Below are 20,396 nucleotides of genomic sequence, written 5' to 3' on the forward strand. Positions count from 1 at the left end.
GGAGCGAGGCTTGCCCGCGAAGAACGATAACGCGGTCCATCAGGTAGTAACTGGTTATTACCCGACCTGTCGGATAAGGACTACCTTGAATACTCCTGCATGCCCACGCATTTTCCAGAGGAGTCCTCCCCATGGCTGCTAAAAAAATTCTGATGCTGGTCGGCGATTACGTCGAAGACTACGAAGTGATGGTGCCGTTCCAGGCGCTGCTGATGGTCGGCCACACGGTGCATGCCGTTTGCCCGGACAAAACCGCCGGCCAGACCGTGCGCACAGCGATCCATGACTTCGAAGGCGACCAGACCTACAGCGAAAAACCCGGTCACCTGTTTGCCCTGAACTTCGATTTCGCCAAGGTAGACGCGGCGGACTATGACGCGCTGCTGGTGCCGGGCGGTCGTGCGCCGGAGTACCTGCGCCTGAACGAAAAAGTCCTGGACCTGGTGCGCGCTTTCGACAAAGCCGGCAAACCGATCGCCGCCGTGTGTCACGGTGCGCAACTGTTGGCCGCGGCGGGCATTCTTGAAGGTCGCGAGTGCAGCGCCTACCCGGCATGTGCTCCGGAAGTGCGCCTGGCTGGCGGCACGTTCATCGATATCCCGGTGACGGAAGGTCACGTTCAAGGCAATCTGGCCACCGCCCCGGCCTGGCCGGCGCACCCGAGCTGGCTGGCCGGCTTCCTCGGGTTGCTGGGCACCAAAATCACGCTGTAACGAGGGACCTGTCCATGTGCGAGCTCTACGTCAAGGCCGATCCGATTCTCTACGAGTCGCGCTCCCGCTCGCTGCGCATCTGCGGGGTGGTGACCACCCTGCGGCTGGAGAATCAGTTCTGGGACATCCTCAGCGAAATCGCCGAGGTCGACGGCATGACCACCAATCAGTTGATCGCCAAGCTGTATGAAGAGGTGATGGACTACCGCGGAGAAGTAGTGAATTTCGCCTCGTTCTTGCGGGTCAGCTGCATGCGTTACCTGAGCCAGCGGCGGGTGCAGACACCTGAGTTGTCGGTGGTGCGGGCTGCGGTGAAATAGAACGGTTTGTATCAATTTTGAGGACGCCTTCGCGGGCAAGCCTCGCTCCTACAGGGTTTCGGTTGACCGCGAATTTTTGCGTCCGGCCCAAAACCTGTAGGAGCGAGGCTTGCCCGCGAAAGCGTCGGTACAGGCGACAGAAATCCTGACTTGGTCTTTACTCTGAAGCGCGAAACCTCTCAATCGCCAAGGAGAAAAAGCATGTCTGGATGGTACGAAGTGAGCAAAACCAGCAACGGTCAGTTCAAGTTTGTATTGAAAGCGGCCAATGCCGAAACCATTCTGACCAGTGAGCTGTATACCTCTCGCGGTGCGGCCGATGGCGGTATCGCCTCGGTTCAGGCCAACAGTCCGCTGGACGAACGCTACGAGAAAAAAACCACCAAGGACGGTCATCCTTACTTCAACCTGAAGGCCGGTAACCACGAGATCATCGGCAGCAGCGAGTCTTACTCCACCGATGCCGCGAGAGATAAAGGCATCGCCAGCGTCAAGGCCAACGGCCCGACCACGGTGATCAAGGACAAGACCTTGCCGGTGCTCTGATCACACCGGATACCTATGTGAGAGCGAGCCTGCTTGCGATGAGGCCATAACAGTCAACATAAATGTTGAATGTCAGACCGCTATCGCGAGCAGGCTCGCTCCCACTTTGGAATGCATTCCCCTGTGGGAGCGAGCCTGCTCGCGATGACATTAGACCTGTCGCCGCTAAACCTCGACGGGTACGGTCAGCTTTGGGCTACCCAGCGCATGAGTCTTCGAATCAAAAAACCGCAGCTCCACTCCCGTCCCCTCAAACACCTTCGCGTAATGCCGCTTCTGATGCTGGATGAACGCCTTGCTGCGCGGGTAAATCGAGATTGCCACGGTCTTCGGCTTCGCCTGGCGTAATGCATGAATGATGTGACTGTCCTGCTCGCCAAGGGCATGCCCGAAGATGCACAGCCCATCGCCATGGCCCAGTAACTGGTCGTAGCAGAACGACAGGTAATCCGAGCTGCGAATGGTTTTGAGTTTGTCCTGGGTCGGACCTTCGGTGACGAACAGCGGCACGTCGTCGAGGGTCTTGATCGTATTGTTGATGGCGAAACTGCCCAGCAACGTACCCTCGGTCGACATCAGTTTACGCGCCGTGCCGTCCTGATTGCGCACCAGATGCAGGCCGCCGTGCAGGTACAGCAACCGGGTTTTGTCTGTCGCGGTGAGGCTCAAATCAAAGCGCGGCTCGGTGCCCTGGAACAGATCGGTAATAGCGTCAGGCCGGTGCTGGATCGACCAGTAGTTGAGCAAGTCGTAATTGGTGGTGAACACCGTCCGATAACTGCCCAGTTCCTGACTGATCGTCGCCAGCGTCGAGGGCACCACCAACCGCCAAGGGATATGCACCGCATGCACGGTGTTGATCAGCGCTTCCTTGATCGCGTAATAGCGATTGCGCGGCGCGGCAGAGCTGACGGCCAACGCCTTGTTGACCCGGCTGGTGGTTTTCAGCGCCCCAAGCACTTGTTCGAAACTGCGCGACTGCATGGCGTCGAACACGCTCAGTTCGGATTGGCTCAGAGGCTTTTCTTCGACGATACGGGCGTTTTCGAACAGCGAGTCGTAGCCGAAGTCGTCCCATACCGCACGACTGGCACCGTTACCCACCAGCAATCCGCCGAAAGAGGCGGTGGTGCGCAAGGCGTTCCAGTCTTCAAGTTGGGCATCGACATCCTGGAAATCGGTCATTGCGTTAGTCGTCTCAAAACAAAAGGTCTGATGGACGGCGACTTTATCACGCCCCGGTGTTGAGCCAGATCAAGGTATGGCGTGACTGATAGGTCGACTCTGTGCGCTCCCGCCAAATCAGCGTTGCCGATTTCGGTTTCAGCCAGGAGACTCGCGCATGAGCAGTACGTTTTTCATCCCCTCCGTCAACATCATGGGCACCGGCTGCCTCGATGAAGCCATGGACGCCATTCGCAAGTATGGTTTTCGCAAGGCGCTGATCGTCACCGACACCGGGTTGGCCGAGGCTGGCGTGGCGAAGATGATTGCCGGGAAACTGGCGCTGCAGGACATCGACTCTGTGGTCTTCGACGGCGCCAAGCCGAATCCGAGCATCGTCAACGTCGAACTTGGTCTGGGCCTGCTCAAGGAAAGTCGCTGTGATTTCGTGGTATCGCTGGGCGGCGGTTCGCCTCACGACTGCGCCAAGGGCATCGCCTTGTGCGCCACAAACGGTGGGACGATTCGTGACTACGAAGGTGTCGATCAGTCGGCCAAACCGCAAATGCCGTTGATCGCGATCAACACCACCGCCGGTACCGCCAGCGAGATGACCCGTTTTTGCATCATCACCGACGAATCCCGTCATGTGAAAATGGCCATCGTCGATCGCAACGTCACGCCGCTGCTGTCAGTCAACGATCCGGCGCTGATGGTCGCCATGCCCAAGGGCCTGACTGCCGCCACTGGCATGGACGCACTGACCCACGCCATCGAAGCCTACGTCTCCACGGCGGCCAATCCGATTACCGATGCTTGTGCACTGAAAGCCATTACGTTGATCAGCATTAATCTACGCCTCGCCGTACGCGACGGCAGTGACATGATTGCGCGGGAAAACATGGCTTACGCGCAGTTCCTCGCTGGTATGGCGTTCAACAATGCATCCTTGGGTTATGTCCATGCGATGGCTCACCAGTTGGGCGGGTTCTACGACTTGCCTCATGGCGTGTGCAATGCGGTGCTGCTGCCTCATGTGCAAAGTTTCAACGCGCTGGTCTGCGCCGACCGCCTGACCGATGTTGCCCGCGCGATGGGCGCCGACATTCGCGGGTTCAGCACGGAAGAGGGCGCGCAGGCAGCGATCGCGGCCATTCGCAACCTGGCCAGGGACGTGGAAATCCCCGCCGGTTTACGCGAGCTCGGTGCCAGGCTCAACGACATCCCGGTGCTGGCCAGCAATGCCCTGAAAGACGCCTGCGGACTGACCAATCCACGGGTGGCGGATCAGCGGCAGATCGAGGAGATTTTCCGCAGCGCGTTCTAAGTGGTTCGACGGCCGGGCGCGAACACTACGCAAAGCAGCGCGCCCACGGCCAGCAAGGTGCATAACAGCGACAATGGCCATGCCTGCTGGCTCGCTATCAGGCTGGCGATACCGCCGATAATGGCGGCCATCAGTTGGTGAATGAAACCGCTCAACGCCATCGCATAAGCACCCCCGACCGGCGAGCCGTGGTTGGCCAGGGACAGGCTGATCGGGTAAATCAGCGACTGGCCAAACACCGCAAAACAATAGGGCAACCAGAACAGCAGCGCTATTGACGTGCCGACGATGCTACCCAGCAACATGACTGCGCTGCCGGCCAGTACCAGCCCAACGCCTGCCGTCATCAGCTGGCGCTGACCGGTGCGTAACACAAAGCGATTGACCGCCACCGCCCCGAGAAAATAGGCCGCGCTGATTGGCCAGCCCAACAATCCGTATTCCACTACCGACCAGTTGAAGGGGCCTTGCAGAATCAGTGGCGCCGCGGTGTTGAATGCGACGATCACCCCGTACCCGAGGCCGCCGACAAGGGCCGGCAACAGAAAGGCTTGATGACCCAGAATGTGCCGGTAGCTCGTCCAGGCGGATGACGGTGTATTCTCTTCTGCCAGCACCGGGAACGTGACTCGCGCCACCACCACCGCCATCAACAGGCTCACCCCACCCAACAAGTAAAAAATTGCCGACCAGCCCAGCGCCACTTGGATGATCGACCCCAGGTATTGGCCGATACCCAGCGCCACCACGAAGGAAATCGATATCCATGACAACGCTTTGGCCAGCAGATCACCGCGAAAGCTGTCGCGGATCAGCACCCGGGTCATGACCGAAATTCCGCTGGCGCCTATACCCTGAATCAGTCGAAAAATCAGGAACGATTCAAGCGTCTGGCCCAGCGGCAGGACCAGGTTGCCCACCCCATAGATACCGAGTGCCGCGAGCAGCACCGGTTTGCGGCCAATGCGCTGGCCCAGGCTGCCCCAGAACAGCATCGGCAACGCCATGCCGATCAGATAGACCGCCAACCCCCATGAAACCAGCGAGGCATCTGCGGTTAAATCCCGGGCAATTTCCGGCAGCGCCGACAGATATATGCTCATGCCCAATTGAGCGAGAAAAACCGTGCAGCAGGTGATAAGGAGGGTGGTGCTGCTCTTCATTTGATCTTCCCTGAGTTTCAGCTGCCGATGTGCCGGCCGTGAGTGCGTAAAAGCTCGCTGATGAGTTTGCAGAAATGGCGTATCAGCGTCGTCTCCATGTCGGCGCGTAACGTGACTCTGATGGCGGCCTTGCCTTGTGCGGACCATCGGGGAAAACACTGCCGAAGTAAAAAAACTTGGCGGATATTAACGTAAAGCTTTTCCTTCAACGCGACGCAATTCCAGAGTGCGGTGAACTGCCCTGAAGTGCTGTCGGGCAATTGGATGGCGGGGACGAAACGAAACCGGGCTATCCTGCCGACTCAGTCGAACCGAAATCATTGAGCCCTCCCATGCTGCAAAAAAGCCTGATCCGCCGCCTCGACCTGATCACTCTCCAACTGTTTGTGGCTGTCCACGAAGAGGGCACCTTGACCCGTGCCGCCGCTCGTGAAGCGATCGCGGTGTCGGCGGCCAGCAAGCGCTTGATGGAGTTGGAGGAGGCGTTTGGTATCAGCCTGTTCGTGCGCCAGGCCAAGGGCATGACCCTGACGCCGGCCGGCGAAACCCTGCTGCACCACGCCCGGCAGATGCTGTTCAACGTCGAGAAAATGGGCCTCGAACTGGGCGAACATAGCCACGGTGTACGCGGTTATGTGCGGATGCTCGCCAACCTGTCGGCGATCATTCAGTTCCTGCCCGAAGACCTTCGAGATTTTTCCGAGCGCCATCCGCAGGTCAAGACCGACCTCGAAGAATGCCCCAGCAGTGGGGTGATTCAAGGCGTGCTCGATGGCGTGGCGGACCTCGGGATCTGCTCCAGCGACAGTGACGTCAAAGGTCTGCACAGTGTTCTTTATCGCCGGGACAAACTGATGGTGTTGATGCCGGCCGATCATCCATTGGCGAGTCGTTCGACCCTGGCTTTTGCCGACACGCTGGGCAGTGACTATGTCGGCTTGCACGCCGCCAGCTCCATCAACAGGCGCACCCACGCGGCCGCGCGCAAGGCCGGCAAGGTGCTGAGGCTACGGATTCATGTGCCGGGTTTCGACGCCATGTGCCGGATGGTCCAGGCCAACATGGGCATCGGCATCCTGCCGCAAAAGGCTTACGAATTGTTTGGCCGGGCGTTGGGTTTGCACGCGGTGCCGCTGACGGATGACTGGTCGGATCGTGCGTTGATTCTGGTGGTGCGCGATGAAGCGACGCTGTCGCCGGTAAGCCGGATGCTGTTTGAGCAGTTGCGCGGTCAGGCCTGAATATTCTCGATTGGATGGGCGGGCCTCTTCGCGGGCAAGCCTCGCTCCTACAGGGTTTTGGCAATTCCCAGCCAGCCGGGCATTCGCATTTCGCGAACGCTCGTTGCCAACTGAAGGTTGGATTCCTTGCCCCTCGGTCCTCTAGCCTTGGCTCATATTCCAAGAACAAGAGGTACCCCGCGATGACTGCCCCTTTGAGTGCAATCAAAGTGATCGAGATCGGCACACTGATCGCCGCGCCGTTCGCGGCGCGCATGCTCGCCGAGTTCGGCGCCGAAGTGATCAAGATCGAAGCCATGGGCCAGGGTGATCCCCTGCGCAAATGGCGCAAGCTGCACGAAGGCACTTCGCTGTGGTGGTACCTGCAATCGCGAAACAAGAAGTCCCTGGCGCTGAATCTGAAATCCCCCGAAGGCATCGAGCTGGTCAAGCAACTGGCGACCGACGCCGATGTGCTGATCGAAAACCTGCGCCCCGGTGCCCTGGAAAAACTCGGCCTGGGCTGGGACGTGTTGCATGCCCTCAATCCCAACCTGACGCTGGTGCGCATTTCCGGTTATGGCCAGACCGGCCCGTACCGTGATCGTCCGGGGTTCGGTGCCATCGGCGAGGCCATGGGCGGGATTCGCTACACCACCGGCACCCCCGGTTCACCGCCGGCCCGAGTGGGTGTGAGTCTCGGCGATTCGCTGGCCTCGCTGCATGCGGTGATCGGCGCCTTGATATCGCTGCTGCGAGTCAAGACCGGGCAGGGCGGCGGGCAGGTGGTGGATGTGTCTTTGGCCGAAAGCGTGTTCAACGTGATGGAAAGTCTGGTGCCGGAATACGACATGTTGGGCCACGTTCGTGAGCGCAGCGGCGGGGCATTGCCGGGTATCGCGCCGTCCAATACCTATCTGACTGCTGACGGTGCCTACGTGGTGATCGCCGGCAACAGCGACCCGATCTATAAGCGCCTGATGGCGGTGATCGGTCGGGTCGATCTGGCCGAAGCGCCGGAGTTTGCGCATAACGATGGCCGCGCCGCCAAAAGTAATGTGCTAGACGCAGCAATCACTCACTGGACCAGCAGCCTGCCTATCGACGAAGTGCTGTCGGCCCTGGAAGCCGCCGAAGTCCCGGCCGGGCGCATCTACTCGGTAGCCGACATCGTTGCCGATCCGCATTACCAGGCGCGGGGCATGCTGCTCAGCGCCGAACTGCCCGGTGGTGCCACGGTGAAGATGCCGGGCATCGTACCAAAAATGTCCGAGACCCCCGGCGGCGTGAACTGGTCGGGACCGAGTCTGGGTCAGCACACCGACGGCATCCTCGCGGGGCTGGGCCTGACTGACCAGGATATTGAACGGCTGAAAGCTGAAGGGGTGGTGCAATGATCACTGATTATTCCGAGACGCTGATCGTTCAGGAAGTCTCCCCTCGTGATGGCTTGCAGATCGAGCCGACCTGGGTCGAAACCGTCGACAAGATTGCGCTGATCGATCAGTTGTCGCTGGCGGGGTTCAGCCGTATCGAAGCAGGTTCGTTCGTTTCGCCCAAGGCCATCCCAGCGCTGCGCGATGGCGAGCAGGTGTTCAAGGGCATCGCCCGACGGCCGGGCGTGATCTATGTCGCATTGATCCCCAACCTCAAAGGCGCACAACGAGCGCTGGACTCAGGGGCCGATGAGCTGAACCTGGTGATGTCCGCCAGCCAGACCCACAACCTGGCGAATATGCGGATGCGCTGCGAGGCGTCATTGGCGGCGTTTGGCGAGATCGTCGAATTCGTTCGCGGAACCCAGGTGCGGCTCAACGGTAGCATCGCCACGACCTTCGGTTGCCCGTTCGAAGGCGGGATCGATGAGGACCGAGTGCTGCAAATCGTCGACGCCTATCAAGAGTTCGGAATCCAGGGCATTACTTTGGCCGACACCACTGGCATGGCTAATCCGCGTCAGGTCGATCGCTTGGTGCGCAGAGTCTTGCAGCTGGTTTCGCCGGCTGATCTGAGCCTGCATTTCCATAACACTCGCGGCCTCGGTCTGTGCAACGTCCTGGCCGCCTACGAGGCCGGTGCCCGCCGCTTCGATGCGGCCCTTGGCGGCCTTGGCGGTTGCCCGTTTGCACCGGGTGCTTCGGGCAATATTTGCACTGAAGATCTGGTCAACCTATGTGATGAAATCGGTATTCACACCGGCATCGATCTGCCGTTGTTGCTGAAGTTGTCCCGAGGGTTACCGGAGTTGCTGGGCCACGAAGTACCTGGGCAACTCGCCAAGGCCGGGCGCAATTGCGACCTGCACCCGACACCTTCCTGAACCCACCACGAACCCTGTAGGAGCGAGCGGTGCGGCGATCCGACTTGCCCGCGAAAGCGGTCTGCCATTCAGCATCGATGGAGGCTGACACACCGCCTTCTCGGGCAAGCCTCGCTCCTACAAAAAAGCGCGTTCACTGAACACCTCAACCAGACAACAAAAACAATCGGGGCTCTCACGTGAAGCCCATCTGGAGAAACACTATGAGCCTCAATGTACTGGAGGCGGGCGCGAGCCCGTCCGTTAGCCACGACGCCGAAAAAGCCCTGGTCCGCAAAGTCGCTTGGCGACTGATGCCGCTGATCATGGTCTGCTACCTGTTCGCGTTTTTCGACCGCATCAACATCAGCTTCGCCAAGTTCCAGTTGCAGGCCGATCTGAGCCTGAGCGATACCGCTTATGGCCTCGGCGCCGGGCTGTTTGTAGTGGGTTACGTGATCTTCGAAGTGCCGAGCAACATGATGCTCTACAAAGTCGGTGCGCGGCGCTGGATCGCCCGGATCATGATGTCCTGGGGTATCGCCACGGCAGCCATGGTCTTCGTCGACAGCGAATGGCAGTTCTACGCCTTGCGCTTCGTGATCGGTGCGATGGAAGCGGGTTTCGCGCCGGGCGTACTGTATTACCTGACGCTGTGGTTCCCGCAGCACTATCGCGGGCGCATCACGTCGATGCTGTTTCTCGCGTCGGCGTTTGCCGGGCTGGTTGGCGCACCGTTCTCCGGGCTGGTGCTGCAACACTTTGATGGCCTCCTTGATATGCGCGGCTGGCATTGGCTGTTTCTGCTCGGTGGCGTGCCTTGCATCGGCCTCGGTTTGTTGGTGCTGACTTTGCTCAAGGACCGCATCGAAGACGCCCATTGGCTGACCTTGTCGGAGAAGACGCTGCTCGCCAGCCGTATCGCTCACCACGAACCGCACAAGAGCGGCGGTTCCTTGCTGGCGGCGCTGCGGATCCCGGGTTTCCTGACGTTGGGGCTGATCTACTTTCTGATTCAAGTGGCGTCTTATGGCTTGAATTTCTGGGCCCCGCAATTGATCCGCAGTGCCGGCACCGAGAGTCCGGTGATGATCGGTCTGCTGACCGCCATTCCCTACATCTGCGGCGCCATCAGCATGGTGGTGATCGGGCGGTTGTCCGATGCCACCGGCGAGCGGCGCAAGTTTGTCGCAGGTTTAGTGGCGGTAGGTGCGGTGGGGTTCTTCTGCGCAGGGATCTTCGCTAACCACACGACCTTCCTGATTGTCGCACTGGGTTTGCTCGGTGCCGGGATCATCGCCTCCATCCCGAGCTTCTGGACCTTGCCGCCAAAACTGCTGGCCGGTGCCGGCGCAGGTGCTGCTGGCGGGATCGCGGTGATCAACACCCTTGGCCAGTTCGGTGGGATCGTCAGCCCGGTCATGGTCGGACGGATCAAGGACCTGACCGGCAGCACTACCCCTGCGCTGTATGTCATCGGCGTCGCCGCGCTGATTGCTGCTGCGTTGCTGTTGTGGGGGTTGCCGCAGAAGCTGCGCACGCTCGACAAATACTAAGGCGATTGTGCACAAGGCCTTTCATGGGCAAGCGAAGAGGTCGGAATCAGGTGTGAACTGGAGTGGGCGGATTGGGGAGGGGTCTACCCAGTGCCTCCGTTGCCGTTACCAAGTGGTGGGTGGAAGACGCCGAGTATGGAAGACCCTTAGTACCTGTAAGCGCCCTTGACGAACTCGATAGGGAATCAGATAGGGCCGATCTGGCAAGACCCACTCCCTGGTGCCGGGCAGTCGTCCTTCGCGGCCTGTAGCCGGAAAGCGAGCAAGATGTTCGATGCTGATGAGAATGGCCTGGACGAAGTCTGCTGCAGCCTTTGGATTTTCCATTGCGATGTATGCGGCTTCGTCATCCAGGTTCTTTAATGCGGTACGCAACCACTCAACGTGCATTGGCTGTCCACTTGTCAGCGATTGCTTTCACTTCCTCTGGCGTTGCGAAGTCACCTGCATCGGCCTCACTCAAAGCTTTCTGAATCTCCTCGACTTGCCAGGCTTCCCGGGCCAGATACTCACGCAGCGCATCCACGGCAAGAAATGACTTGCTGCGGCCCGTCGCTTTGGAAAGATGGGCGAGGGTATCGGCGAGTTCGTCTGGCAGACGCAGCGACATGACGGACATGGGAGTCTCGATGTAGTGGTTTGTAATACAACATACTACAACGTAATAAGGGGGTGGAGACCAGCCCCGTTCGTCCTGTCATAACAATTGATTTAACGGCCGTATGCAGGGATGAAGTTCTTCGACGATCAGTGAGTCGATGCTCGGATTCCTGGGATAGACTTGCGTCCATTCACCTGGCGTCTCAACAGGAATTCCCATGACCCCATCGCTGCTAATGGCCGTTCTCGCCTCGGGCTTCATTTATGGCATCACGCCGGGGCCGGGTGTGCTGGCGGTGTTCGGCATCGGCGCGGCGCGCGGGCGGCGGGCCGGAGCGGGTTTTCTGTGCGGGCATTTGCTGGGCGACGTGGTCTGGTGCAGCACGGCGCTGATTGCGATTGTCGGTGCGCGGGAAATCGGCAGCACCGCGTTCGATGTGCTGGGCGTATTCAGTGGGCTCTACCTGTTCTGGCTGGGCCTGCGCGCAGTACGGGCTCGCCGCGGCAGTGCCGATGCGCCTCAGGGGCCGGCGCGGCAGCCATTCTGTCACGGCATCATGTTCGGCCTGACCAACCCCAAGGCGTATCCCGTGGCAGTGGCGACCTTTACTGCGCTGCTGTCCAGCCGAGCAGAATTGCTGCATTGGTCGATGCTGCCATGGTTGATCGTCTTGAGCTTCATTGGTGGCCTTATGGCCTACGCTATCCTCATAGGCATCGTCGGGGCGCGTCAGGTGCGCACGTTGTATCAGCGTCATGAACTGGCGATCACCCGGTTGTGCGGGGTAATGTTCATCGGTTTTGCCATCAACGCCCTGGTGCATGCGCTGCCGGGACTGGTGACGAACAAGGCTTGAGGCTGATCGCAAGGACGCGTCAGCTGCACAGTCATCGCTCGGGCGTATGACCGGTCAGGGAGGGTTGTTCAATGTTGCATTGTCCGGACACGCTCTCGGCATCATGGAAACCAGAAATTCCGCCCCACTGGCGAGTTACATCGACCTCTTGCTGGACGCCGTCTGTGCGGTGGACAAACAAGGTCGCTTCGTATTTGTCAGCGCGGCCTGCGAGCGCATTTTCGGTTACACCCCCGACGAGCTGATCGGCCAGCCGATGATCGACCTGGTGCATCCCGCCGACCGACAGCGCACCCTCGACGCCGCGCGGGAGATCATGGGCGGCGAGCCCAAACTCAACTTTGAAAATCGTTACCTGCGCAAGGACGGCCGGGTGGTACACATTCTCTGGTCGGCGCGCTGGTCGGAGGTCGATCAGCTGCGCATTGCCGTGGCGCGCGACATCACCGAGCGCAAACAGGCCGAGTCCCGGCAAGCGGCGCTGTACGCAATCTCCGAAGCGGCCCATGCGACGGAAGATTTGCTGGCGCTGTTCAAACGCGTCCATTCGATCATCGGCGAATGGCTTCCAGCGTTGAATTTCTCCGTGGCGCTGTATGACGAGCACTGCGCGCAGCTGAATTTCCCCTATCACGTCGACGACCGTGAGCCCCAGCCCGAGCAGCCCGGGACGGTGACCGGACGTCTTTGCAGTGAAGTGATCCGCAGTGGCCTGCCGCTTCTGCTGACCCCGGATCAGAACGATCCGCCGGTGGGGTTTGAGGCACTGGTCGCGGGCCAGGATTCGCCCTGCTGGCTGGGCGTGCCATTGAGTTCGCAGAACGGCACCATTGGCGCGCTGATCGTTAAAAGCGTAGCGGGCGGTGAGCGTTACACCGAGCAAGACAAGGAGCTGCTGCAGTATGTTTGCGCCCAAGTCGCGACTGCTATCGAGCGCAAGCAATTGCATGCCAGGCTCCAACGTATGGCCCAGTACGACCAACTGACTCAGTTGCCCAATCGTGAATTGCTGCGCGAACGCCTCAAGGCCTCACTGGCGCTGGCCCGGACAGACTCCGGTCGAATGGCGTTGCTTTACGTCGACCTCGACCGCTTCAAACAGATCAACGACACCCACGGTCATGCGGTCGGCGACATGCTGTTGCAAGCGGTCGCCAATCGGCTCAAGGGCTGCGTGCGCGAAACCGACACCGTAGCGCGTATCGGCGGTGATGAATTTGTCGTGTTGTTGCACAGCATCCACGCCGCGGAAGACGCCGAGCGTGTGGCGGGAAAAATCCGTCAGGTGCTGGTTCAGCCCCTGCGTCTGGAAGGGCATAACCTGAACATCCAACCGAGCATCGGCGTCGCGCGGTACCCCGAGCATGGCACTGAAGAAAATCAGCTGTTCAGGCATGCCGATGAGGCGATGTACATCGCCAAACGCCAGCATCACCTGCGTCTCGGGGCTTGAAAGCCCGTCACCGTTCGTCGCTGCGTTGCCAGGTTTTTTAAACCTTTTTGACGATGGAAATTCTTATTCTATGCGGGCGGCTGCTCGCTGCTCTCATCATCAAGAGGATGAAAACCATGCCTACTTCAAAAAATCCGAGTCCGGGTAGTGCCCACGATCGAACGAAGGCGTCTGAAGCCGGTCGCAAAGGTGGGAAAACCACCACGACGACCGTTGATAAAGACTCCGCGAAAGGCGGCATGGGCCGCAAAGGTGGTCAGAAATCCCGGTAATAGTGAAAGTGGTTTTATTAAAAGACGGGGGCGAAAGCCCCCGTTGGAATTTTCAAAGAAGGAGGGCGCGACCATGAGCCGGATGGCCACCCGTTTACGCAATGCCGGTTTTGTCACGTTACTGGGTTTGTTTGCCAGCAGTGCCTTTGCCCAGTCAGCCGCCGAATTCATCAACGAAGCGTCGGCCAAAGGCATGGCCGACATCGAAGCCAGTCGCCTGGCGCACCAGAAAACCGAGTCCAAAGAGGTCAAGGATTACACCATCGTGGTGATCAACGACCTCACCACCGCCAATCAGCATCTGGCTAAAATTGCCAAGCAACTCGATTTGCCGGTCGCGCCACGTGAAGAGGTGATGGACAAGGCGAAAACATTGATCCCAGAGGTGAAGGACGACGCGTCCTTCGATCAGGCGTACGCCGCCAGTCAGGTGAAAACCACCCAAGAATCCATCGAACAGCTCCAACAACAAGCGCAGACCTCGGACGTGCCGCAAATCAAAGCGTTCGCCGAAGAAACCCTGCCCAAACTGCAAAACCACCTGCAAATGGCCAGGGCCCTGCAAGCCAGTCGCTAGCACCAATGGCGCGGGTGACATCGCCGGTCACCCGCGGCGCATGGATCAACATTCATTCATCCTGTTGCTTTGTTTCCGGGACGACAGTGCCGTCCAGGGCAATCGTTTCGCCCTCGCCGAGGTGGCGATATTTCTTTCTCAATTCTTCCAACTGTTTGAGATCCAGCGATTCAAGTCCCAGCATCGCGTTCTGCGCTTCTTTCGTGACTCGCAATAACTCATCGATCTTCAAGTGCAAAATATCCGTGTCGCGGTTCTGGGTGTTCTGGATCAGAAACACCATCAGGAAGGTGATGATGGTGGTCGAGGTGTTGATGATCAGCTGCCAGGTATCGTTGAAATGGAAAATCGGCCCGCTCAAACCCCACAGGATAATCAGAACGATCGCCCCCAGAAATGTCCGGGGCAGGCCGGCCCACAGGGAGAGTTTCTGTGCAATATTTGCGAATTTCATTGCCGTGTTCCTTATAGGGATGCGCCTGATTTTCAGACAGCACGGGCATAACGAAAATTCTGCTGAATATTGCCTGCGGGATGAAAAGCCGGTGTGCTGAACCCTTTGTCAGGCTCATCGCTCGGGGCCGAGAAAGTCGCAACCATTTCCACCGACATGGGTCACTACTTCAAGCCCCTGAAACTGGAGAACAGCATGAACCTCGCCCGCACGTTTTACCTTTGTTGCTGCCTGCTTGCATTGCAGGGCTGCTTCGATAACTCGGATAACGAGACTAAAGACAATACTGATGGCACCAAGTCTTCGGTGCAGATGCAGGAGAAGGGGGCGGATAGTAAATAGCGGTGAGTTGTTGATGTAACTTGGTGCAAACCGAGAAATCTCAGCCGCGACGCATTCTTTTGTAGCAGCCTTCGGCAGCTGCTACAGATTTGTATTCCGGCTAACTGATGGGCGTTGGTCTGAAGGGCCGGTTTTTATGTGGGTGCCTATTCACGCCGACAGCGTCACCTCAGTCTTCCAGCTGAAGTACCCCAACACTTCACAGCGCTGGTTGATCAGCATGAAACTCAGTTCGCAGGCAGCCACGCCCGGGGTCAGTTGCGAGCATTCCCAATAATGATCATCGGCCGTGTGACTACCCGGTTGGGTCGGGTTGGCGGGATCGGGCGCGGGGACTGTCTGCTCGCCGTGGACGACCAGTTTAGGCGGCGAAAGGATGCCGGTATCACCCACCGAAATGTTGTGAAATACAACGCTGTGTTCGGCCAGCAGGCTGACGGTCCTGCCGCGGATATGAAAGCCTTTTCCGTTGGCTGTCAGTATAAATTTACTGTCATTTTTAGTATTTTGTGTTGTCGTTGTGCTGCTGATGGCGAAGATGAAGCCGTCTTCAATTACCGTCGGCTTTTGCGGTTCAAGGCTGGGTTGTGGATAACGGGAAAATAGCGATTCGGCATCGACGATCAGCAGCACATTATTGGCTGTCACGACGCTCGCCGAAGGGGAGGTAATCGATTCGGAAGTCATCATGGATTCCTTTCATGATGTTGACGCATATCGATAGCCGCTTCGGTCACGCAAGAAATCCATTCCAGCCGAAGCGGCAACGAGTTCGGTAGGCCCCTCGTTGCCAAGGGGCCCGGCCCATCATCAGTTACGGATGGTAATGAACGGATCCCACGAGCAGCAGCCGACGATTTTGCAGTCGCGATCCACGATCAGGAAGTGGAAGTGATAGGTCACGCTGCCGCACGAAAGTGTTTCCGAAGACCAGTAATAGTTATCGACTTTCTGGCAACTGGGCACTGACGGGTTGCTGGTGTTGGGGACGGCGACGCAGGCGGTAGCCTTGCGCGGCGTGGGCGTGGAGATCAACTCGTTGCCTACGTTACCGATGAATTTGTAGAAAACTACTGCAGTCTCGAAGCTCTGCGACAGGCTGGTTTCACGCCAGCGAATCAGATCGCCAACCTGGGCTTTCAGGTTGAGCTCGCCACCGGCCTGGCCACTCACCACGTTGTTCTGATTGGTGACCATGTAGACATGATTGACGTCGATCAGCGTCGGCGCAGCAGGGTTTTTGCTGATGTTCGGGTAGTTTTTCAGAATGGTTTCGGTGTCGATCGAAACAAGTACATCCGTGACTCGAGACATGGTAAAGCTCCTTGAATTTAGTGATTACCTGGCTACCTACCAGGCACGACAACGCTTGTTTGCCTTGCGGCCGTTGCGAACACACTATTGGGGAACCCACTCGATCACGGGGTACGAGCTGGCCTTGCTCCTTGCCTTGAAATGACGGGTTGGGTTCCTTCCAACAGGCCGCGATAGGACTATAGATGCCATTTTTATGCTGTCAAAATCGCTTTGCCTGTCGGTCGACGAACGGTCCTTTTGGTTATGGGTTTCAATGAATCGGCGATAAGAAAAGATTCGTTCAGATCCCTATGCCCGCCAAAAGTCGAGATGGGGCAGAGCATACCGGTCGATGTATCGTAGCGAACCGGTTGTCTGCCTCTGGCTACAACCATGCACCGACAGGAGAGCGATATGAGTTGGTCCGCCAAACAATACGTAGCTTTTGAAGATGAGCGCACGCGCCCGGCGCGTGACTTGCTGGCCGCAATCCCCGCAATGGACGTCCAATCGGCAATCGACATCGGTTGCGGCCCCGGTAATTCCACCGAGCTGCTGGTGCAGCGCTTTCCCAATGCCGCGGTGCGCGGGGTGGACAGTTCACCCGATATGATCGAGGCCGCCCGCAAGCGCTTGCCTCACTTGCGTTTCGACACCGCTGATATTGATACCTGGAACGAGACCGGCCCGTTCGACGTGATTTTCGCCAACGCGGTATTGCAGTGGCTGCCCGATCACGCCCGATTGCTGCCGTCATTGGTGACCAGGCTTGCGCCGGGCGGTAGCCTGGCGATTCAGATGCCAGACAACCTCAACGAGCCGTCGCATCGGTTGATGCGCGAGGTCGCAGCGAATGGCCCTTGGGCTGACAAACTGGCAAGGGCCGCTGGCCTGCGAACTGAAATGGAGGATGCGGGTGGTTACTACTCGATGCTGCGTGCCCATTGCACCCGGGTCGATGTATGGCGCACCACTTACTATCATTCGCTCGCGGACGGCGCATCGGGCGTGGTCGAGTGGTTCAAGGGCAGCGGTTTAAGGCCTTTTCTTGAGCCGCTGAATGAAGCGGAGCGGGTTCAGTATCTCCAGCAGTATCAGGCGGCGATCGAGCAGGCTTATCCGGCACTGAGCGATGGTTCAGTGCTATTGCCGTTTCCGCGGTTGTTCATGGTGGTGACGCGCTGACGTACAAAGGGACATGCCCGATCGTTTGTCCCTTTTTTTTGTCAGGGCCTTCGAGCATCAACCCTGCTGCAAAACCTTGAGTGCCGCCGAGGCAAGAAACCCGGAGCGACTTTTCTCTTCCGGATGATGCAGTACGTACTCATCGATGCGATTAAGCAGGTAGCCGGGCAGGGTGATGTTGAGTTTCTGGGCCTTGCCCAGGTATTTGGTGACATCGATGTCCACCACCGCCCACGTACACCCTGCGTACTTTGGATTGGCCGCATGCAAGGTCACTTTGTTGGCGGGCGGAATCGGTGACCCGTCTTCGGCCAGTACTTCGAAATGGCCTTCGATGGCTTCGCGAGCCATGGCCATGGCGTCATCCAGATCCTCCCCGGCGGAGAAGCAGCCCGGAATATCCGGTACTTCCACGCCCCAGGCGTGTTCGTCATCGCCCATGGAAATTGCAATGGGGTAAAGCATGTTCGTCATCCTCCGAAGGCGCTGTCCATTGAATTGATTAGTCAGAGCAGCGCCTGTTGCAAAATACTGATGGCCGTTTTTTTGAGCAGATCCTTTTTCGGATGAGGAACCGTTACCAGTCCCGGCTTGGTCGGATGCTTGAAGTGATGATGGCTACCCCTGATTCGTACCAGATACCAGCCGTCTGCAACGATTTGGCTTATCAAAAACCGGCTATTCACATCACCTCCCTGTGGTGTGCTTGTGGTTACTATACCTACTGAAATTTACTAATCAACACTATAACCACCAATGCATCCTGAGCACTGATGGGCTAGCGGCATGAATGAGTCTAGGAGGGGCATTTGGCGATGGTTTGGGGAAGGCCGGCTTTCTGTATTGCAGGGTCTTGCCGCAATGCTCGCAGAGCGAGGGGCTCAACTTTCCGGCATAAACGAACCGGCCATTTCCAGGCAGGAGCAGGCATGACTGCCAGCGCTGACAGGTTTTACTCAGCAGTCTTCAAGACAGCAGCTGATCAATCAACACCGCGTTTGTATAGACCAGGCTTCCATCGCTCGCTCGGTGCCCGACCAAATGGAACTGACCGCGCTCGTGGTGCAAGTAGACCCGCATTTGGCAGTCGGACAAGGGCGCGCATTCCTCTGGCAAGGTCAAATCCAATGTGCTCATATCGACATCGACCATGGCTTCACGCTCATGGGTCTTTTGCAGGCGTTCTTCAGCCTCCTCCAAACGCAGATGGAGGGGCCCATCGACATCAAAGCTGATCTCACCCACCGGGGTGGACTTTTGGTCGCCGCTGGCTTTGCACCAGCCTTCGATCGTCAGGTTACTCATGACGAAACCTCCGTCGTGGACTGTTAATGCCATCTCTTACCTACGCATAGGCAGGGCTCGTCTTTTGGGGCCACTTCTGGCCGATCTCTGCCGTCCGTCATCAGAAACTGAGTATAGCTGGCAGCCGAGGCTCGCTTGCCAACCTCGCGGTCCAACCCGATGGCTCTATACTTCTTACTGACTTTACCGCCTGGATGGACGGTACTTGTCTGCCCTGCCTGGACGTCAGTGGCGATGCTTTTTGCATAACCAACGAGCAACAGGAATAGGATGAAGAGGAAATGGCAATAGCAATTATCTTGATACTTATCGTTATTGCCTCAGTACTGTTCCACCTGGTAGCGCCTTGGCATGCGACACCGGCAGCTTCTAACTGGGGGTCAATCGATACGACCCTGTTCATCACCCTGATCATTAGCGGAATATTTTTCATCGCCATCACGGTATTCATGGCGGTAGCCGTGATGCGTTATCGTCACAAGGAGGGCGCCAGGGCGCACTATCAGCCAGAAAGTAAAAAGTTGGAAACATGGTTAATTATCGTGACGTCGGTAGGTATTGCCGCGATGTTGGCGCCGGGGCTGGTTGTTTACAGCGATTTCATCCGGGTACCGAAAAATGCCTATGAGCTTGAAGTGGTCGCCCAGCAGTGGCAGTGGGCCTTTCGTTTTCCCGGCCAGGACGGGAAGCTGGGTAAATCGGATATCAAGTTTGTCGATGCCGCCAATCCCCTCGGCCTCGATCCCAAGGATCCTGTTGGGCAGGACGATGTACTGATAAAAAACAACGAAGTTCGCCTTCCGCTCGATCAGCCAGTGAAAGTTTTACTGCGCTCCAAAGATGTGCTGCATAACTTCTATGTACCGCAAATTCGCAGCAAGATGGACATGGTGCCGGGGATGGTGTCGTATTTTTGGTTTACACCGACCAAAACCGGGAAATATGAAATCCTTTGCGCTGAATATTGTGGTGTAGGTCATTACAACATGCGCGGCCAGATGATCGTGGAAGAGCAGGGTGCCTTCGATCAATGGCTGAACAGCCAGCCGACTTTTGCGCAGACATTAACGACAGCTGCCAAACCCGGTCGGGACAGCGTGCTGGAAAAAGGTCGCTTGTTGGTCGAACAATACGGCTGCGGTGCCTGCCATAGCCAGGATGGCAGTACCAGTCTCGGCCCCGGATGGAAGGGGCTGTACGGCCGCACCGAACAGTTTGCCGATGGCACCAGTGCATTGGTCGATGAGGCCTACCTGAAAGAGTCGATCCTCGATCCGAAAGCCCGGCTGGTACAGGGCTACCCACCGGTCATGGTGGCCTATACTCTCACTGAAGATGAACTGGGTGCTGTCGTCGCCCTGATCAAATCACTGGGTGAACCTTCTGCCAGCGAAGCGTTGGATAGAGGTGACGACTTGGCGACGCAGGGACAGCGGCTGGCCGAGGCGCTCGGCTGTTTGGCCTGCCACAGTGTCGATGGCAACAAGGGTGTCGGCCCTAGCTGGCAGGGCCTCTATGGCGAGACCGTAACCCTTGCCGACGGTACGAGTATCAAGGCCGACGAGGGCTATATAAAGGACTCGATTCTTAATCCCGGCGCCAAAATCGTCAAAGGCTATGCAGCTGTCATGCCGGCCTTTACTCCGAGCGATGAGGAGTTGAACGCACTGATCGCGTTTATCAAATCCAAAGCGAATGCCGACGCTGATGCGAGCAAGGCGGAGCCAGGGAAGTAGCCGTAAAGCAG

General features: G+C 58.1%; 25 protein-coding genes and 1 pseudogene. 15 read left to right on the plus strand and 11 right to left on the minus strand.

The window, feature by feature from the left end; all coding sequences use genetic code 11:
• Positions 1–131 precede the first annotated feature (131 nt).
• From CKW20_RS01930 to CKW20_RS01940, 3 genes are all read left to right on the plus strand, one after another.
• Positions 132–713 (plus strand): DJ-1/PfpI family protein, encoded by a 582-nt coding sequence (locus tag CKW20_RS01930; RefSeq protein WP_095051422.1) that lies wholly within the window; start codon positions 132–134, stop codon positions 711–713.
• Between the two features lie 14 nt (positions 714–727).
• A complete protein-coding gene (locus CKW20_RS01935) occupies positions 728–1,033 on the plus strand; it encodes a ribbon-helix-helix domain-containing protein (RefSeq protein WP_007903755.1) in 306 nt (101 codons plus the stop codon).
• Between the two features lie 201 nt (positions 1,034–1,234).
• Complete coding sequence (locus CKW20_RS01940; protein ID WP_095051423.1) at positions 1,235–1,579, plus strand: YegP family protein; 345 nt, start codon at positions 1,235–1,237, stop codon at positions 1,577–1,579.
• Between the two features lie 165 nt (positions 1,580–1,744).
• Here the strand turns inward: CKW20_RS01940 and CKW20_RS01945 are convergent, their stop codons facing one another.
• Positions 1,745–2,764 carry a DUF4917 family protein gene (locus CKW20_RS01945; RefSeq protein WP_095051424.1) on the minus strand — a complete coding sequence of 340 codons (1,020 nt, stop codon included), beginning with the start codon at positions 2,762–2,764 and terminating at the stop codon, positions 1,745–1,747.
• Positions 2,765–2,921: 157 nt separating this feature from the next.
• Between CKW20_RS01945 and yiaY the strand changes: the two genes are divergently transcribed.
• The gene (gene yiaY / locus CKW20_RS01950) at positions 2,922–4,070 is read left to right on the plus strand and encodes an L-threonine dehydrogenase (RefSeq protein ID WP_095051425.1); all 1,149 of its coding nucleotides are present in this window, start codon (positions 2,922–2,924) and stop codon (positions 4,068–4,070) included.
• On the opposite strand, the gene CKW20_RS01955 is transcribed toward yiaY, so the two are convergent.
• Complete coding sequence (locus CKW20_RS01955; RefSeq protein ID WP_095051426.1) at positions 4,067–5,233, minus strand: multidrug effflux MFS transporter; 1,167 nt, start codon at positions 5,231–5,233, stop codon at positions 4,067–4,069. The two genes, yiaY and CKW20_RS01955, sit on opposite strands and share 4 nt — an antisense overlap.
• 17 nt (positions 5,234–5,250) lie before the next feature.
• Positions 5,251–5,407 (minus strand): annotated as a pseudogene (locus CKW20_RS29735) (2-amino-3-ketobutyrate CoA ligase); the annotation flags it as partial.
• A gap of 158 nt (positions 5,408–5,565) precedes the next feature.
• Here CKW20_RS29735 and CKW20_RS01965 point away from each other — a divergent pair.
• From CKW20_RS01965 to CKW20_RS01980, 4 genes are all read left to right on the plus strand, one after another.
• Entirely contained in the window at positions 5,566–6,474 is a 909-nt protein-coding gene (locus CKW20_RS01965) for a LysR family transcriptional regulator (RefSeq protein WP_095051427.1), read from the plus strand.
• Positions 6,475–6,656: 182 nt separating this feature from the next.
• Positions 6,657–7,850, plus strand: a complete 1,194-nt coding sequence (locus CKW20_RS01970) for a CaiB/BaiF CoA-transferase family protein (RefSeq protein ID WP_095051428.1) — start codon at positions 6,657–6,659, stop codon at positions 7,848–7,850.
• The gene (locus CKW20_RS01975; protein WP_095051429.1) at positions 7,847–8,773 is read left to right on the plus strand and encodes a hydroxymethylglutaryl-CoA lyase; all 927 of its coding nucleotides are present in this window, start codon (positions 7,847–7,849) and stop codon (positions 8,771–8,773) included. The genes CKW20_RS01970 and CKW20_RS01975 overlap by 4 nt, the downstream gene beginning before the upstream one ends.
• Positions 8,774–8,976: 203 nt before the next feature.
• On the plus strand, positions 8,977–10,308 hold the full coding sequence (locus CKW20_RS01980; protein WP_095051430.1) for an MFS transporter: 1,332 nt from the start codon (positions 8,977–8,979) through the stop codon (positions 10,306–10,308).
• A gap of 105 nt (positions 10,309–10,413) precedes the next feature.
• Here the strand turns inward: CKW20_RS01980 and CKW20_RS01985 are convergent, their stop codons facing one another.
• Together CKW20_RS01985 and CKW20_RS01990 are read right to left on the minus strand one after the other, a co-directional pair.
• Positions 10,414–10,698, minus strand: a complete 285-nt coding sequence (locus CKW20_RS01985) for a type II toxin-antitoxin system RelE/ParE family toxin (RefSeq protein ID WP_095051431.1) — start codon at positions 10,696–10,698, stop codon at positions 10,414–10,416.
• Positions 10,688–10,927, minus strand: coding sequence for a CopG family ribbon-helix-helix protein (locus CKW20_RS01990; RefSeq protein ID WP_095051432.1), 240 nt, complete (start codon positions 10,925–10,927; stop codon positions 10,688–10,690). The genes CKW20_RS01985 and CKW20_RS01990 overlap by 11 nt, the downstream gene beginning before the upstream one ends.
• 199 nt (positions 10,928–11,126) lie before the next feature.
• Here CKW20_RS01990 and CKW20_RS01995 point away from each other — a divergent pair, with 199 nt between their 5' ends.
• From CKW20_RS01995 to CKW20_RS02010, 4 genes are all read left to right on the plus strand, one after another.
• A complete protein-coding gene (locus CKW20_RS01995; RefSeq protein ID WP_095051433.1) occupies positions 11,127–11,765 on the plus strand; it encodes a LysE family translocator in 639 nt (212 codons plus the stop codon).
• Between the two features lie 103 nt (positions 11,766–11,868).
• On the plus strand, positions 11,869–13,218 hold the full coding sequence (locus CKW20_RS02000) for a diguanylate cyclase domain-containing protein (RefSeq protein WP_095052239.1): 1,350 nt from the start codon (positions 11,869–11,871) through the stop codon (positions 13,216–13,218).
• A 116-nt stretch (positions 13,219–13,334) separates the two neighbouring features.
• Positions 13,335–13,490 (plus strand): KGG domain-containing protein, encoded by a 156-nt coding sequence (locus tag CKW20_RS30080; RefSeq protein WP_008014777.1) that lies wholly within the window; start codon positions 13,335–13,337, stop codon positions 13,488–13,490.
• 73 nt (positions 13,491–13,563) lie between these two features.
• Positions 13,564–14,067, plus strand: coding sequence for a DUF4142 domain-containing protein (locus tag CKW20_RS02010; protein ID WP_095051434.1), 504 nt, complete (start codon positions 13,564–13,566; stop codon positions 14,065–14,067).
• Positions 14,068–14,119: 52 nt separating this feature from the next.
• On the opposite strand, the gene CKW20_RS02015 is transcribed toward CKW20_RS02010, so the two are convergent.
• Complete coding sequence (locus tag CKW20_RS02015) at positions 14,120–14,521, minus strand: low affinity iron permease family protein (protein ID WP_095051435.1); 402 nt, start codon at positions 14,519–14,521, stop codon at positions 14,120–14,122.
• 93 nt (positions 14,522–14,614) lie between these two features.
• Between CKW20_RS02015 and CKW20_RS02020 the strand changes: the two genes are divergently transcribed.
• Positions 14,615–14,863, plus strand: coding sequence for a hypothetical protein (locus CKW20_RS02020; protein ID WP_095051436.1), 249 nt, complete (start codon positions 14,615–14,617; stop codon positions 14,861–14,863).
• A gap of 150 nt (positions 14,864–15,013) precedes the next feature.
• Here CKW20_RS02020 and CKW20_RS02025 read toward each other — a convergent pair whose 3' ends face one another.
• Both CKW20_RS02025 and CKW20_RS02030 read right to left on the minus strand, forming a co-directional pair.
• Positions 15,014–15,550 carry an AidA/PixA family protein gene (locus CKW20_RS02025; protein ID WP_095051437.1) on the minus strand — a complete coding sequence of 179 codons (537 nt, stop codon included), beginning with the start codon at positions 15,548–15,550 and terminating at the stop codon, positions 15,014–15,016.
• Between the two features lie 123 nt (positions 15,551–15,673).
• Positions 15,674–16,177 (minus strand): inclusion body family protein, encoded by a 504-nt coding sequence (locus tag CKW20_RS02030; protein ID WP_095051438.1) that lies wholly within the window; start codon positions 16,175–16,177, stop codon positions 15,674–15,676.
• 396 nt (positions 16,178–16,573) lie between these two features.
• Here CKW20_RS02030 and tam point away from each other — a divergent pair, with 396 nt between their 5' ends.
• A complete protein-coding gene (gene tam / locus CKW20_RS02035; protein WP_095051439.1) occupies positions 16,574–17,344 on the plus strand; it encodes a trans-aconitate 2-methyltransferase in 771 nt (256 codons plus the stop codon).
• Between the two features lie 57 nt (positions 17,345–17,401).
• On the opposite strand, the gene CKW20_RS02040 is transcribed toward tam, so the two are convergent.
• From CKW20_RS02040 to CKW20_RS02050, 3 genes are all read right to left on the minus strand, one after another.
• Positions 17,402–17,809: a type II toxin-antitoxin system HicB family antitoxin gene (locus tag CKW20_RS02040; protein WP_095051440.1), complete on the minus strand. Its 408-nt coding sequence runs from the start codon at positions 17,807–17,809 to the stop codon at positions 17,402–17,404.
• Positions 17,810–17,850: 41 nt separating this feature from the next.
• Positions 17,851–18,030, minus strand: a complete 180-nt coding sequence (locus tag CKW20_RS02045) for a type II toxin-antitoxin system HicA family toxin (protein ID WP_007984690.1) — start codon at positions 18,028–18,030, stop codon at positions 17,851–17,853.
• A 280-nt stretch (positions 18,031–18,310) separates the two neighbouring features.
• Positions 18,311–18,649 carry a hypothetical protein gene (locus CKW20_RS02050; RefSeq protein WP_095051441.1) on the minus strand — a complete coding sequence of 113 codons (339 nt, stop codon included), beginning with the start codon at positions 18,647–18,649 and terminating at the stop codon, positions 18,311–18,313.
• 281 nt (positions 18,650–18,930) lie between these two features.
• On the opposite strand from CKW20_RS02050, the gene CKW20_RS02055 reads away from it, so the two are divergent.
• Positions 18,931–20,385, plus strand: a complete 1,455-nt coding sequence (locus CKW20_RS02055) for a cytochrome c oxidase subunit II (RefSeq protein WP_095051442.1) — start codon at positions 18,931–18,933, stop codon at positions 20,383–20,385.
• Positions 20,386–20,396 lie beyond the last annotated feature (11 nt).

The organism is Pseudomonas sp. Irchel s3b2 (genome assembly GCF_900187445.1).
GTDB lineage: Bacteria > Pseudomonadota > Gammaproteobacteria > Pseudomonadales > Pseudomonadaceae > Aquipseudomonas.